Origin of the sequence: uncultured Erythrobacter sp., from assembly GCF_947502395.1 — a bacterium.
GTDB lineage: Bacteria > Pseudomonadota > Alphaproteobacteria > Sphingomonadales > Sphingomonadaceae > Erythrobacter.
In genome coordinates this window covers 484,292-498,248 of sequence record NZ_CANMZM010000003.1, presented here as the reverse complement: position 1 = coordinate 498,248, position 13,957 = coordinate 484,292, and the positions used below count along the sequence as shown (strand labels likewise).

The following is a 13,957-nucleotide window of genomic DNA, read 5'->3' as shown; positions in this document are numbered from 1 at the left end:
CACCAGATTCGCCGAGTGTATCTCGCTGTCCACATGAATCAACACATGGCACAGCATTTTTGATCCGCAATGCCGATAATTACGGTCAAATAGTGCACATGCGATTAAACCTTGCGCGCCCGCGTCCTGCAATGGGCCACGGTGTCAAACGAAGGTTACCGCTTACTCAGGCGCGCCGCCTGAGCCCTTTTCATCAGAACCTTCGCCAGCTTCATCACCCGCCTCAGGACGGGTTTCAAAAACTTTGTCAACAAGCCCAAAGTCCTTGGCTTCTTGCGCTTCGAGGAAGGTATCACGGTCCATTGCCTCTTCGATCTCGTCGAGGCTTTGGCCGGTGTACTTCACATAAAGGTCGTTGAGACGGGTGCGAATGCGCAAGATCTCGCGGGCCTGGATCTCGATATCGGAAGCCATTCCGCGTGCGCCGCCAGAAGGTTGGTGAACCATGATCCGCGCATTCGGAAGTGCCACACGCATGCCGGGCTCACCTGCTGCCAGGAGGAAGCTACCCATAGAGGCGGCCTGACCGATGCATACGGTCGACACACGTGGCTTGATGTATTGCATGGTGTCATGGATCGCCATGCCAGCCGTCACTACGCCCCCAGGCGAGTTGATATACATGCTGATCGGCTTGGAAGGGTTTTCACTTTCGAGGAACAACAGCTGTGCGACAATAAGCGAAGCCATATTGTCTTCAACCTGACCGGTCACAAACACGATCCGCTCACGCAGCAGGCGCGAGAAGATGTCGAACGCACGCTCACCGCGACTCGATTGTTCAACCACCGTAGGAACCAAAGCGCCAGTCACGGGATCGTGCTCAAAGCGCCCTTGCGAGCCATAGGTTTCGCCAGAATTGCCAAGCAGGTCGATCATCGAGTGTGTCCTCATCCAAAGTGTTGCCAAAAGGCTTGAGCGCCTATGTCGGGCGGATGTGCACAATCTTCAAGGGCGTTAACTTTGCACTTGGGCAAAAGGGGCAAAAGTGTAAGGTCCGACCTCATGAAAAAATCACTTGTTTCGCTATTTGCGATGTCGCTGGCGCTTGGACCTGTATCCCTGAGTGCGGAGGAAAATTCGACCGATTATGACGCTGTCAAAGAGGTCGGCAAGCAGGTTGAGCGCATCAGGGCGCACAATGATGGTCCTCAGGGCCTCAATGCAGTCATTACCTATTCCTACACCGCGGGGTTTAAGGCGCGCGAGATGTCCGACGTGGGCATTTTGCGCGGTCGCACGGTGTTGGTGAAGGACAATATTGAGACAGAAGAGTTTCCAACGACAGCCGGAAGCCTTGCTCTCAAATACAATTTCACCCGACGTGACGCACCCCTGATTGCCAATATGCGCGAAGCTGGCGGAGTTGTGCTGGGCAAGGCGAATCTGTCGGAATGGGCGAACATCCGCAGCAATAGCTCAACCAGCGGGTGGAGCGCGGTGGGCGGCTTAACGCGCAACCCTCACGCAATAGACCGCAATTCCTGCGGCTCCTCCTCTGGCAGCGGCGCAGCGGTCGCAGCAGGCTTTGCTTGGGGTGCGATTGGGACAGAGACCAATGGCTCAATCACTTGCCCCGCTGCTATCAACGGCGTGGTTGGGTTCAAGCCTAGCGTCGGCATCGTCAGCCGCACGCATGTGGTCCCGATTTCCAGCACTCAGGACACCGCAGGCCCTATGACCAAGACGGTCTATGACGCTGCTCTGTTGCTGACTGCCATCGCCGGCGAAGACAGCGCCGATAATGCAACCAAGGATGCAGTCCGGGTCAGCGATTACACCGCGGGGCTCTCCGACTACTCGCTTCAAGGTGTGCGGATCGGCGTGATGCGCAAGCAGGTTGGCGACAATGACGCGGTTGAAGAGGTTTTTGAAACGGCCTTGGCTGACCTCAAAGCGGCGGGCGCGGTCATCATTGAAATTGAGCACGATCTGAACACCGACATGTTCGGCAACAGCTTCACTGTGCTCCTCTACGAACTGCGCGAAGAGATGGGCAAATATCTCGAGAGCATACCCGCCATCGGTGGCGGACCGGGCGAAACGGATAGCGATGTCGCACCGCGAAGCCTTGCTGATCTTATCGCTTTTAACAAGGCGAATGCGGACATCGAAATGCGCTGGTTTGATCAAGGCCTCTTTCAGGCAGCAGAGTTGACGACGGACCGCGAGGCTTACGAAAAAGCACGCGAGACAGCCGTCCGGATCGCCGGCGAAGAAACGCTCAATGCGCTTATGACACAGCACAATGTGACTTTCCTCGTTGCCCCCACACGCGGGCCTGCGTGGATGAGTGACCTTGTACTGGGCGACCAATTCAATGGCTCGATAGGCTTTGGGTCTCCTGCAGCTATCGCCGGCTATCCGCATCTCACTGTTCCTATGGGTGAGGTAGAGAGACTGCCTGTCGGGATCAGCTTCTTCGGCACAAAATGGGCAGACCATGATATATTGAAAGTGGGCGCGGCTTACGAACGGGCACGGAGCGCTCAGCTGCCAACACCCAGCTTTAAGCGCTGGTCTCCAGAAGGCTAAATCCCGCTAATCGCCGACACGAAAAAGCCCCCGCATGGATCGCTTGATGCGGGGGCCTTTTATTTTTCATGCAATAGCCTGATTAGGCCGCTTGCAAAAAATTACTTTTTGGCAGCTGGCTTCTTAGCCGGTGCCTTTTTCGCGGCTGGTTTTTTAGCAGGAGCTTTCTTCGCAGGTACCTTCTTAGCCTCTGGCTTCTCATCAGCGCCCTTAGCCGCTGCCTTCTTGGTCGGAGCCTTCTTAGCAGGTGCTTTTTTCGCCGGAGCTTTTTTGGCAGGTGCCTTCTTAGCAGCCGCTTTCTTCTTCGGAGCAGCCTTAGCCTTTTCCGCTTCGGCCTCTTCATCTGCTTCAATAGCTTCCTGAAGCTCTTCAACGGTCACTTCACGTGTCGTGACATCAGCCTTGTCGAACAGGAAGTCGACGACTTTGTCTTCGTAAAGCGGCGCCCGCAGCTGAGCTGCAGCCATAGGCTCTTGTTGAATGTACTGCATAAAGCGCTCGCGGTCTTCTTCGCGATATTGCTGCGCTGCTTGCTGAATCAGCATTTGCATTTCTTGTTGAGTGACTTCGACGCCGTTCGCCTGACCGATTTCGGAAAGGAGGAGGCCCAAACGCACGCGGCGCTCAGCGATCGACTTATAGTCGTCCTTTTCAGCTTCGATCTCTTTGACCGCAGCTTCAGGGTCTTCTTCCTTAGCAGCTTCCTGCTGAAGCTGAGCCCAGATTTGCTCAAATTCCGCTTCGACCATTTGCGAAGGAACTTCGAAATCGTGACCAGCAGCAAGTTGATCGAGAAGCTGACGCTTCATCTGCGTGCGGGTGAGGCCAGCGGTCTGCTGCTCAAGCTGACCTTTCATGATCTCTTGCAGCTTCTCGAGGCTGTCGAGACCGAGGTTCTTGGCGAACTCGTCGTCGATCTTGGTCTCAGTTTCGACCTTCACCGCTTTCACAGTAATGTCGAAAGTTGCTTCTTTTCCGGCGAGGTTCTCGGCCTGGTAATCCTCGGGGAAAGTGACGTTGATGGTTTTCTCGTCACCTGTCTTCGCGCCAACAAGCTGCTCTTCGAAACCAGGGATGAAAGCGCCTGAACCGATGACAAGCGCTGCATCTTCGGCTTTGCCGCCTTCGAACTCTTCGCCATCCAGCTTGCCTACGAAGTCGATGATCAGCTGGTTGCCGTCAGCGGCCTTCTTGGTTTTGGCTGCGTCTTTGTAGCTCTTGTTCGAGCCGGCGATGTTGGCAATCGCCTCTTCAAGCGCTTCATCGCTTACAGGAACGGTCAGCTTTTCAAGCTTAAGATCGTCAGTGCCAGGCGCTTCAACCACTGGGAGCACTTCAAGCTCAACCGTGATTTCGGCGTCTTTGCCTTCTTCATAGCCGTCACCAAGGGCAATCGAAGGCTGCATCGCAGGGCGCAGCTCTTCGTCGCGGATCATCCCGTCTACCGCATCGCGAATCATATCGTTCACGGTCTGGCCGTGGATTTGCTCGCCGTGCATCTTCTTCACGAGATTGGCTGGAACCTTGCCTGGACGGAAACCCGGCATTTTGACCTGTGGCGCGATCTTCTTGATCTCAGCTTCAATCTTGCCAGCAATTTCTGCGGCCGTGATAGTGATCAGATAGGCGCGTTTGAGGCCTTCATTTGTGGTCTGCTTGATAGCCATGAGATTGTTACTTTTAGCCTTTGCGAGCAAGAATTTCGTGGTTCGTCTAGACTCTGCAGCAGGGCGAATATTGGTGCGGGCGAAGGGACTCGAACCCCCACATCTTGCGATACCAGAACCTAAATCTGGCGCGTCTACCAATTTCGCCACGCCCGCATGCCCAGACGAAGCCGCGCGGCAAACCGTAAAAGGTTCCCCGCGCGCGTCAGACGGGCCCTCTAATGCCCCGCGCTGAAAAGGGCAAGCGTAAGCATGCTTGTTTCGTGTGCGAGAGCCGACTAAAGGCGCGTGACCATGAGCGAAGAAACAAACACCGCACCAGAATCTGGCGACGTTCCACCCGATCACCTCTCGGTCAATCCTCGCAGTCCTGCTTTCAATGCAGACGCACTTCAACGCGGAGTTGGCATCAAGTTTAAGGAGCGTGTCCGCACCGATATCGAAGAGTATTCGATTTCGGAAGGCTGGGTGCGAGTGCAAGCGGGCAAGACGGTCGATCGCAAAGGTCAACCGCTCACGATCAAGCTCAATGGCCCGGTCGAAGCCTGGTTTGAAGATCTTGGCGATGAGCCGCCCGTCGCAAAGAAAGGCTAAGCCTTTTTACCCTAACGGCTGAACTCGGCAAAGGCGTTCACAAACTCCTTTGATGGCTCAACCCGCACGGGTCCACGCACGCGAGGTATCGGCTGCTGCGGCCGAGAGGTAGAATCAGCGTAGACAAAGCCGTGGAGCGGCCAATGTGTGCCGCCCGGTGCCTGGATGGAGTGGTACCAAACGCGCACTTCGCTCCAGTCATTGTTGGGAGAGACATCGACAGCAGGCACATTGCGTTCAATCTGCCCACGCCTTCCATTGATCCGCGACCAATTGGCGTGCGTCAGCCGCACCGTGCGCGAATCGATCACTTCACTGACATAAGCGACATGACCCAGGCGCATATTGCGATGTGGCTTGAACACCATGACCGCGCCCTTTTGTGGGCGTTGCCCACGGCCATATTTGCCATCGGCCTGATGCCACCAGGTGCGCGCATCGCCATAGATTTGAATGCCCGAAAGCTCGCGCGCATAGGGAACGCATTGAAGATAGCCGGAGTTTTGCGCGATCGCAGGGCTGGGAACCAGCACTGCCGTAGTCGCAACAATAGCCAGCGCAGCTGCAAAAAAAGATTTGAGACGATAGGTCATGATTAACCCTAATGGCCCGGTAATCTTGATATGCGGCTTCGAATCAGGGTTAATAGCCTGTTTAGGCTCTCTCCAGAATTGCGCGTTCACTTGCCCGAAAACCTTGCCAAGTCGCGCTCAAGCGGCCACTTGGCGCTCGAAAGCAGGCACGCAACGCTCATGAATACGCCCGACAAACCCACCGTCATCATTATCGGTCGCCCCAATGTGGGAAAGTCCACGCTGTTCAATCGGCTCGTGGGTAAGAAGCTCGCATTGGTCGATGATCAGCCCGGCGTCACGCGCGACCGCCGCATGGGTGATGCCGAGATCGCTGGCCTCCAGTTCACCATCGTCGACACCGCCGGGTGGGAGGACGAGGATGATCTCACTCTTCCCGGACGGATGCGCAAACAGACCGAGGCAAGCCTAGAAGGCGCGGATGCCGCCTTGTTCGTGGTCGATGCGCGGGCAGGACTCACTCCACTCGACAATGAGATCGCCCGCTATCTTCGTGAACACGACGTGCCGATCGTATTGGTCGCCAACAAGGCGGAAGGTTCTGCCGGAGAAAGCGGCGTTCTGGAAAGCTATTCTCTCGGCTTTGGCGAACCTGTCGCGGTGTCAGCTGAGCATGGCGAAGGGATCGCAGACCTTTTTGGTGGGTTGTGGCCAATCATTGGCGAGAAGGCAGACGCAGCGGAAGCGGCGGCCAATGCGCCGATGGAAGAGGACGAGGAAGACGCGCCGCTTGGTCCATTGAAGCTTGCGATTGTTGGCCGACCCAATGCGGGCAAATCGACGCTCATCAACCGCCTACTTGGCGAAGACCGCCTTTTGACCGGTCCTGAGGCCGGTATCACCAGAGATTCGATTGCGATTGATTGGGAGTGGGAGGACAAACGCTCGGGCACCACTCGCGAAATCCGACTGATCGACACCGCCGGAATGCGCAAGAAGCGTAATGTGACCGAGAAACTGGAAAAGCTGTCCGTCGCTGACGCGCGGCGAGCGGTCGATTTTGCCGAAGTGGTCGTGCTGCTCCTCGATGCGACACAGGGGCTTGAGCACCAGGATCTCAAAATCGCCGCGCTTGCGCTGGAAGAAGGTCGTGCCCTGATGGTCGCGATCAACAAGTGGGACATTGCAGAAGACGCCTCCTCGCTCTTCAACGGGATCAAAGCGGCCTTGCACGATGGTTTGGCGCAGGTGCGCGGATTGCCAGTGTTCTCGGTCAGCGCCAAGACTGGCAAGGGACTAGACACAATGTTGGGCGCGGCGTTCACACTTCGCGAAAGCTGGTCAAAGCGCGTGCCGACGGCCGCTCTCAACCGCTGGTTTGACGATGCGTTGGCAGCAAACCCACCGCCCGCCCCCGGAGGCCGCCGGATTAAGCTGCGCTACATCACGCAAGCCGGTACCCGCCCCCCCCGCTTCGTCGTGTTCGGATCGCGCTTGGATGACCTGCCTAAGAGTTATGAGCGCTATTTGATCAACGGGATCAGAGCAAAGCTAGGCTTTGAAGCGGTGCCCGTGCGCGTCACATTGAAGAGCCCGAAAAACCCCTACAACGCCAACCGTGGTGGCGGCGGCAATTACTCTGGGGGGAACCGCAAGTCGTGATCTTCGACCTTCTTTCAAGCGGTGTCGCCAGCGAACTCCTTGAACGGACAGCCGATACTCCCCGCGTGCTGCGCGCGGTCGAACTCAGCCTTGCGCCGGCTTTCCTATTGGTTGGCATTGGCAGCATTATGAATGTCATGATGGCGCGCATTATCTGGGTTGCGGGTCGGATCGAGCGCTTAGCAGAAAGCGACAACATTTCGTGCGACGTCGCCCACGCCAGCGAGATTGAATGGCTGCGCAAGCGTCGCCGGCTTGTGCGAGTTGCGATCAAGTTTTCGACGGCTGCTGCTGTCGTGATCAGCTTGGTCATCGCGCTTTTGTTCGTGTCCGCCTATATTGAAACGAGGATCGGCACGATTGTGGCCGTTCTCTGGGTGGCGACCGTTGCACTGTTGATCACAGGCCTTGTCTATTTCTTGCGCGAGACACTGCTCGCCGCGGATGGTCCCAAGAACGATCTTTATCCTTAGGTGAGAACAGCAAAAGGGCGGAAAGCATCTCCGCCCCCGCCCTCAGCTCACTCTGGAACCATTCCGAGCGATTACTCGTCGCCAGCCGCCTTGCTGTTGAGCTGGACGTAGTTCTCGAGGCCCATGCGCTCGATCATGTCGAACTGGGTCTCAAGGAAGTCCACGTGTTCTTCTTCATTGTCGAGGATCATCGCGAACAGATCGCGGCTGACATAGTCGCGCACGCTTTCGCAATATTCGACTGCGTCACGAAGGAGCGGAATAGCATCTTCTTCGAGAGCCATATCGGCCTTGAGAATTTCCAACACGGTCTCACCCACACGAAGATTGTGGATCGCCTGGAAGTTAGGAAGGCCGTTTAGGAACAGCACACGCTCAGCCAGCTTGTCGGCGTGCTCCATCTCTTCGATGGATTCCTTGCGCTCATATTCGGCAAGTTTCGCAACACCCCAATCATCCAGCACACGGTAGTGCAGCCAGTACTGGTTGATTGCCGTCAGCTCATTGGTGAGCGCCTTGTTCAGAAACTCGATGACTTTGGGATCGCCCTTCATGGGTAAAAGTCCTCTATAGGTGTAGGGGTTTTGCGTTTGAGCCAGATCAATACCTGGCCCTTATTGCGCATATATAGAGGAACACCCCATGCATCGGCAAGGGGTCCAGCAAATTTTTTCGTTGTAAATCAGATGCTTGCGACCTGTTCGCAATTGCGTATCAGAGGGTTATAATGCGACTTCCTCGCAAAGTTTGCGTCTTGGATCGAGAGACGCGACCAGAGCGCGCTCTTCTTCGATAGTTTTCTGAGCCTTCTCAAGACATTGCCCGCAATTCGGCTTTTTACCGAGCGTCGCATAAACCGCCTCAGCGCATCCATCGGACTCCAGCGCAGCTGCACGTAAGTCTGTTTCGCGAATGGCATTGCAAATGCAAGTGTACATAAGCTTCCGAATCTCTCCTGCGAGGCGTTTGCAACACTTAGATATGCGAATTAATCGCAATAGCAAGCAAATTTTCACAAGAGCAGCCGCATCTATCCAGAGCCGAGTACGGGCCCATGCCTCTCAGCGCCTGTTCGCGAAACTTTGCCGATAGGTCAGGCAGCGCCACAACCACTCGAGCGGGCCATAGCGATAGCGATCGAGCCACGGCTTGGACCAAGCAAGCATCAGGCCGCAAGTCAGCAGCGTGACCAAGTATAGCTGCGGGCGATTGAGCTCACCAAACAGTCCCAGAGCCCATCCGTGCATCACAAACAGCATCACTATCGAAGTGCCGAGATAATTGGTGAATGCTGTACGCCCTGCTGCTCGCACGCGGGATGCTAACCAGCCTGTCCAGGCGGGTGAATAAGCGACCAATAACGCCGCCATGCCAAGCCCCATGGCAAGTCGAGGCAAAGGCGACCAACCCATAAAAGCTGCCAGCGTACCATAATACGTAAAGCCACCCGCTTGGGTCCACAAAGCGATCGCAAGCGATGCAAGCCCCCCGCCGATCACCGCTATCCAGCCCCATTTCCTGAGATCATTCGGCGCAACACCGCCGCTAAAAAAGCCTAGCCGATAGAGCGCTGCACCGATCAGCATCAGAGGCACAGTTTCGAGAAAAAAGAACGACGCGTTTATGACTGGCTGGAAGGTCTTCTCTTCAACCCGGTGAACGACGAGGTCGGCATAGCTGCCCGCTTGCTTGAGCTTTGTGACCTCAGCATCGTCTTTGAGGGTTTGTGCCTTGCCTTGCTCAAGGCCCTCTCGAAATTCCGCGATCCCCGGCTCGGAATCGTCCATCGAATCTGCGACAAAACTCAGTGGTGCCATCGCCGCGAGAAACAGTACCGCCCCAAACACATAGCCGGTGACGCCAATACCCATCTGCCGCTTCACGCTAAGGCGCAGCATGGGCACCACCAGCAGCCCGCACATTCCGTAGAGAGCAAGAATATCCCCCTGCCAAAGCAGAAAGAAATGTAACAACCCAAAGGCCAGCAGGACGACCAAACGCCACGCTTGTAACCACCGCGTCTGCCCTCGGGCCCAAGCGCGCTCCATAAAGAGGTAGAGCCCAGCGCCAAACAAGACGGTGAAAAGCGCGCGCATCTTGCCGTCGATCAGGACAAATTGGACAATCCAAAGCCATCCATCGGGATCGCCGCTCTCGCCCAGCCAAGCCGAGGGATACATGTACGCGCTAAAGGGCTGACCAAAGGCGACGATATTCGCCAAGAGAATTCCCATAACGGCGATCCCACGAATGAAGTCGAGCGTTTCGATCCGATCACTTGTGGCGACAGGCCTCGCGTCATCGCTTGGGCCATCAGTGGCAACAGCTTCAGCGTTCAAGCCATCTTCGGCTTGAACCGCATTATTGGAAGTGGTCATGCAGTTTCCCCTGATCCCGAGTGCGACGATGTTTAGCACCGCCGTCGTTCAGGGGAAGAGGGGAAGAACCGCTTACGAAACTATGGTTGTTTGACCAGGCACCCCTGCCCCTGGCTCTTCAAACTGTCGCAAGCGCGCTGAGCTTCGGCGCGACTGTAGAAGCCGACGGCTTGAAGGCGGACCACATTGCCGCCGGGAACAAGCGCTTTGCTGGTGCCTGATAGCGCCGGGTTGGCGGCTAGGCGGGACCACAGGCGGTCAGCATTGCTCGCAACTCCGAACGCTCCCAATTGCACTCGCCAATCGCCGGTTTGCGTTGCTGTGGGAGCCGCAGCGGAACGAACAGGTTGAGCAACACGCACAGGAACTGGTGCCGGGTTGTTCAATACGGCTGGAGTAGCCTCCGGCGTTGCCAATGCGGGTTCGGCGCGGGGCGCTCGTCCAACAAAAACAGGCCGTGGTTGCTTAGAGAAAGAGGTTGTCGATTCAGACGCACTTTCAGCAGGCGTGCCAAGGTCAAGCGCCGCGAGCTCAGCGCTTCGACGCTGTGCGGCTTTGCTTTCCAACTCGCGCGCGAGCGACTGGGCAGACTGGCGTTGACCAACCGGCACATATTTGTCCATCTGCTGAAGTGCAGTTGCTGCTTGCGGCAGGCCTGCGCTGTTTGCCAATGTCAAAAGAGCATAGGCGCGCACCCAGTCTTTTTCTGCATAGTCGGCGTTAAAATGTGAAAGGCCCAATACATATTGCGCGCGCGGGTCGCCCCGCTCTGCGGCATCCTTGATAAGCGGCATGGCATTGGTTTGCTCACCCTGTTGGAACAGGAGCAGACCATAATTGTCGGCGGCTTTTACATGCCCTTTTTGCGCTGCTTCTGAGTAGAGTTCGCGCGCTCGGTTAATATCGGCTGGGACACCGCGGCCCAATCGATAGGCCTGTGCCAGATTGAACAAGGCATCTGCATCGCCATTGCTGGCCGGTAGCTGCCATTCCGCAACTGCTGCAGTGTAATTACCCGTGCTCCATGCGTCGACACCCTGCTTTACGTCAGCTGCAAGCGGTGTAGCCGCTGAGGCTGCAACAGCAGCACCCATGCCAGCGATCATGCGAAGAAAGCTTGGTTTAAAGTCAATGCCTTGTGCCATAGCGTCCGGGCTCCTTTTGTCTGCGCACCGAAAGAGTAGTCAGACTACCAATCGATCCCTCCCGGTTTTTCTAGCGTTGCAATGGTTAGCAATTCGTTGACCGAACTTGCCGGGCAATTCGTTTGCGGTGTTTTGGTGGCCAAGCCGCTTCTCGAAAACTTGCCTTGGCAAAGCCCGAGTATTCGCCGCTCAGCGTTGATTGGTTGATGCCTGTTAACCCAAAATTAGGGGTAGTCTGCGATCCCCGTAACCAAGGAGCTGCGATTGAGCAGCGTTTTCTCAGGTCACATTCTAGGGGGACCGGTTTTGCGTGTATTAGCATTGGCATCACAGAAAGGCGGATCAGGTAAAACAACCTTGTCCGGGCATCTGGCTGTACAGGCGCAGCGCGCTGGCGCTGGCCCAGTTGTGCTCATCGATATCGATCCGCAAGGGTCGCTCGCCGATTGGTGGAACGAACGCGAGGCAGAGTATCCTGCTTTCGCTCAAACAACGGTTTCGCGTCTGGCCAATGACCTGGCTGTTTTGCGTCAACAGGGGTTCAAGCTGGCCGTAATCGATACGCCGCCAGCCATCACCATGGCAATCCAGTCAGTCATTTCTGTGGCTGAGCTGATTGTCGTCCCAACCCGCCCAAGCCCGCATGATTTGCGCGCCGTTGGTGCAACCGTTGATCTGTGCGAGCGCGCGGGTAAGCCACTTGTGTTTGTTGTGAACGCCGCAACGCCCAAGGCGAAGATCACTTCGGAAGCCGCTGTAGCGCTGTCGCAGCATGGCACTGTTGCTCCGATCACGCTTCACCACCGCACTGATTTTGCTGCCTCTATGATCGATGGCCGCACCGTCATGGAGGTCGAGCCTGACGGCCGCAGCGCTGCTGAAATCACCGCCCTTTGGAAGTATATCTCCGACAGGCTTGAGAAGAATTTCCGCCGCACCATTTTCGCATCACCCGGGACCGGCTCCCAGATGCAAGCCAATGGTGTTCAGCGCCCAGCAGGCGGCTTTGGCCGCCGAGTAGCACACTAAAAGGGTGCCCAGCGCGATGCCGGAAGCCAGCTTTGCAACGCTTGGACCGACCTTGCTTGCCCGGAAGGGTGGAGCGAAGCCTGCCATGCGCCCACAACTTGCCCCAATTCCCGGAGTCACTCCGATTGATTCGGAGAAACTCGAAGACTTGGGTTGGAACGACATGGGCGATGCCCGTGAAACGGCAAATGAGGGCGACAGCCCCGTTGCTACCAAGGCAAGAAAAAAAGCGCCCAAGAAAGCCAAGCCCGTTCGACAGAAATCGGAAAAGGCCGCACGCCGTGCGGCCTTCACGCTGCGGCTCGATGCGGATCGTCACCTAAAACTACGCCTTGCTGCGACTATGCATGGCATGAGCGCACAGGCTCTGGTGACCGAGGCGATTGATGCGGTTTTTGAGGATATTGAAGACCTCGAGGTTCTTACTCAGCGCATGAAACGAAACTGAATCTTAACCCTTCGTGGAAATAAAAAGATCAAGATGATGATTAAATCAGGGGAAACGAAAATGGCTCGCAGTAATCAAAAAGCCCGCCTTGTACTGAGCGCAGCCGTCGCCAGCCTCGCGCTTGCGAGCTGTACTTCGTCTGCTCCACCTGCACAGGTGTCCTTCACCAAAGCGCAAGGCGCTCTGGAAAAGGGCAAGGTTGACAAAGCGATCACCTATGCAGAGGCAGCCGTGCTCGCCTCCCCTCGCGATCCCGAATATCGTGCGACCCTGGGCACCGCCTATCTTGAAGCGGGCCGTTTCGAATCCGCTGCCACCGCCTTTGGTGAAGCAATGGAATTGGGCGATATTCGCGGGCGCACGGCTCTTACCTTCGCGCTGACCAAAGTTGCTATCGGTGACAACCGCGCTGCAGTTCAGGCACTGCAGGCACGGCAAAGCAGCGTGTCACGCGCCGACCTTGGCCTTGCCCTTGCGCTCGCTGGCGAAGCCGACCGCGGTGTCGAAATTCTCATCGACACAATTCGCGAAGGTAATGCCTCACCTAAGGCACGTCAGAACCTTGCTTATGCATATGCGCTTGCCGGCAATTGGCGTGCTGCCCGTGTGATGGCGGCTGAAGACGTTCCAGTGGATCAACTTGACGCTCGCCTGTCCGATTGGGCAGCGAGCGCGCGTCCTGAAGATTACATGCTTCGTGTTTCAAACCTGCTCGGTCTGAAGCCTGTTCGCGATGGTGGTCAACCGCAACACCTGGCACTCGCCAACTTCCCAACGCAGCCAGCATTGGCGGCTGAGGCAGCACAACTTGCAGAGCTGGATGTTGAAAAAGCTCCGAGCGCAAGCCCGGCCCAGCCGCGCGAAAGCGAATCCATGTCCTTTGCGAATAGCCAGCCTGAAGATGCGTCAGTAAGCGCAGCACCCGCTGTTCTCGCACGGTCAACTACGCTGGCTCAGGTGGTTGTTCCTGCAACCACTCCAAGCCCGGTTGCAGCGCCAGCGCCTGCACAACCTCCGGCTCCGCGCTTCGTTTCGAACGCCGTCGTTCAAAACGTTCCCGTATCCGTTCCAGCACCAAGCGTAGCTGCTCGCCCTGCGCCCAAGCGTGCAAGTGCACCAACTCGTAACGCTGGCAGCGCTCCTTCGAGGGCAGTCGCAGACACTCACCACGTTCAGCTCGGCGCATTTAACAGCCGCCAGGTGGCTGAACAAAAGTGGGGTGAGTTCCAGCGCCGCTATCCTAGCCTCAAGGGTCACGACGTTGTCATTACCGAGGCTGAAGTAAACGGTCGCACCTTCTTCCGCGTTGCTGCCGCTGGCTTTGGCTCACGTTCAGCGCGTTCGCTTTGTGGCACAGTGAAAGCATCGGGCGGCGGTTGCTTTGCCTATGCGAAATCCAGCCCACCAGCTGGCGCAGTGAAGCGCGATGTCCGCGTCGCCGCGCGCACACGGTAAAACTTCCTCCGCTTAAGCGCCTTTTGAAAGCTTCAGTG

General features: G+C 56.6%; 14 protein-coding genes and 1 tRNA gene. 7 read left to right on the top strand and 8 right to left on the bottom strand.

Translation table 11 applies throughout. From position 1 onward, the window contains the following. Positions 1-162: 162 nt before the first annotated feature. Positions 163-879 (bottom strand): ATP-dependent Clp protease proteolytic subunit, encoded by a 717-nt coding sequence (locus tag Q0778_RS13635; RefSeq protein WP_298336805.1) that lies wholly within the window; start codon positions 877-879, stop codon positions 163-165. A 126-nt stretch (positions 880-1,005) separates the two neighbouring features. Between Q0778_RS13635 and Q0778_RS13630 the strand changes: the two genes are divergently transcribed. After that, entirely contained in the window at positions 1,006-2,535 is a 1,530-nt protein-coding gene (locus Q0778_RS13630) for an amidase (RefSeq protein ID WP_298336803.1), read from the top strand. Positions 2,536-2,636: 101 nt separating this feature from the next. On the opposite strand, the gene tig is transcribed toward Q0778_RS13630, so the two are convergent. Beyond that, positions 2,637-4,202, bottom strand: a complete 1,566-nt coding sequence (tig, locus tag Q0778_RS13625) for a trigger factor (protein ID WP_298336801.1) — start codon at positions 4,200-4,202, stop codon at positions 2,637-2,639. A gap of 71 nt (positions 4,203-4,273) precedes the next feature. Next, positions 4,274-4,358 (bottom strand) — tRNA-Leu (locus Q0778_RS13620). 138 nt (positions 4,359-4,496) lie between these two features. On the opposite strand from Q0778_RS13620, the gene Q0778_RS13615 reads away from it, so the two are divergent. Continuing rightward, positions 4,497-4,796 (top strand): DUF3297 family protein, encoded by a 300-nt coding sequence (locus Q0778_RS13615; protein WP_298301458.1) that lies wholly within the window; start codon positions 4,497-4,499, stop codon positions 4,794-4,796. Positions 4,797-4,807: 11 nt separating this feature from the next. On the opposite strand, the gene Q0778_RS13610 is transcribed toward Q0778_RS13615, so the two are convergent. Further along, positions 4,808-5,389 (bottom strand): CHAP domain-containing protein, encoded by a 582-nt coding sequence (locus tag Q0778_RS13610; RefSeq protein ID WP_298301456.1) that lies wholly within the window; start codon positions 5,387-5,389, stop codon positions 4,808-4,810. Positions 5,390-5,548: 159 nt separating this feature from the next. Between Q0778_RS13610 and der the strand changes: the two genes are divergently transcribed. Then, on the top strand, positions 5,549-6,991 hold the full coding sequence (gene der, locus Q0778_RS13605) for a ribosome biogenesis GTPase Der (RefSeq protein WP_298336799.1): 1,443 nt from the start codon (positions 5,549-5,551) through the stop codon (positions 6,989-6,991). After that, entirely contained in the window at positions 6,988-7,464 is a 477-nt protein-coding gene (locus Q0778_RS13600) for a DUF2721 domain-containing protein (protein ID WP_298301454.1), read from the top strand. The genes der and Q0778_RS13600 overlap by 4 nt, the downstream gene beginning before the upstream one ends. 71 nt (positions 7,465-7,535) lie before the next feature. Here the strand turns inward: Q0778_RS13600 and bfr are convergent, their stop codons facing one another. From bfr to Q0778_RS13580, 4 genes are all read right to left on the bottom strand, one after another. Next, the gene (gene bfr / locus Q0778_RS13595; RefSeq protein WP_298301452.1) at positions 7,536-8,018 is read right to left on the bottom strand and encodes a bacterioferritin; all 483 of its coding nucleotides are present in this window, start codon (positions 8,016-8,018) and stop codon (positions 7,536-7,538) included. A gap of 168 nt (positions 8,019-8,186) precedes the next feature. Beyond that, entirely contained in the window at positions 8,187-8,402 is a 216-nt protein-coding gene (locus Q0778_RS13590) for a ferredoxin (protein WP_298336797.1), read from the bottom strand. A gap of 123 nt (positions 8,403-8,525) precedes the next feature. Continuing rightward, complete coding sequence (locus Q0778_RS13585; protein WP_298336795.1) at positions 8,526-9,842, bottom strand: DUF418 domain-containing protein; 1,317 nt, start codon at positions 9,840-9,842, stop codon at positions 8,526-8,528. An 80-nt stretch (positions 9,843-9,922) separates the two neighbouring features. Further along, positions 9,923-10,987 carry an SPOR domain-containing protein gene (locus Q0778_RS13580; protein ID WP_298336793.1) on the bottom strand — a complete coding sequence of 355 codons (1,065 nt, stop codon included), beginning with the start codon at positions 10,985-10,987 and terminating at the stop codon, positions 9,923-9,925. A gap of 306 nt (positions 10,988-11,293) precedes the next feature. Between Q0778_RS13580 and Q0778_RS13575 the strand changes: the two genes are divergently transcribed. The 3 genes from Q0778_RS13575 to Q0778_RS13565 all read left to right on the top strand — a co-directional run bounded on the left by Q0778_RS13575 (position 11,294) and on the right by Q0778_RS13565 (position 13,919). Beyond that, positions 11,294-12,016, top strand: coding sequence for a ParA family protein (locus tag Q0778_RS13575; RefSeq protein ID WP_298303322.1), 723 nt, complete (start codon positions 11,294-11,296; stop codon positions 12,014-12,016). 85 nt (positions 12,017-12,101) lie between these two features. Then, entirely contained in the window at positions 12,102-12,464 is a 363-nt protein-coding gene (locus Q0778_RS13570) for a hypothetical protein (RefSeq protein ID WP_298336791.1), read from the top strand. A gap of 60 nt (positions 12,465-12,524) precedes the next feature. Then, positions 12,525-13,919: an SPOR domain-containing protein gene (locus Q0778_RS13565; protein ID WP_298336789.1), complete on the top strand. Its 1,395-nt coding sequence runs from the start codon at positions 12,525-12,527 to the stop codon at positions 13,917-13,919. Positions 13,920-13,957: the final 38 nt, after the last annotated feature.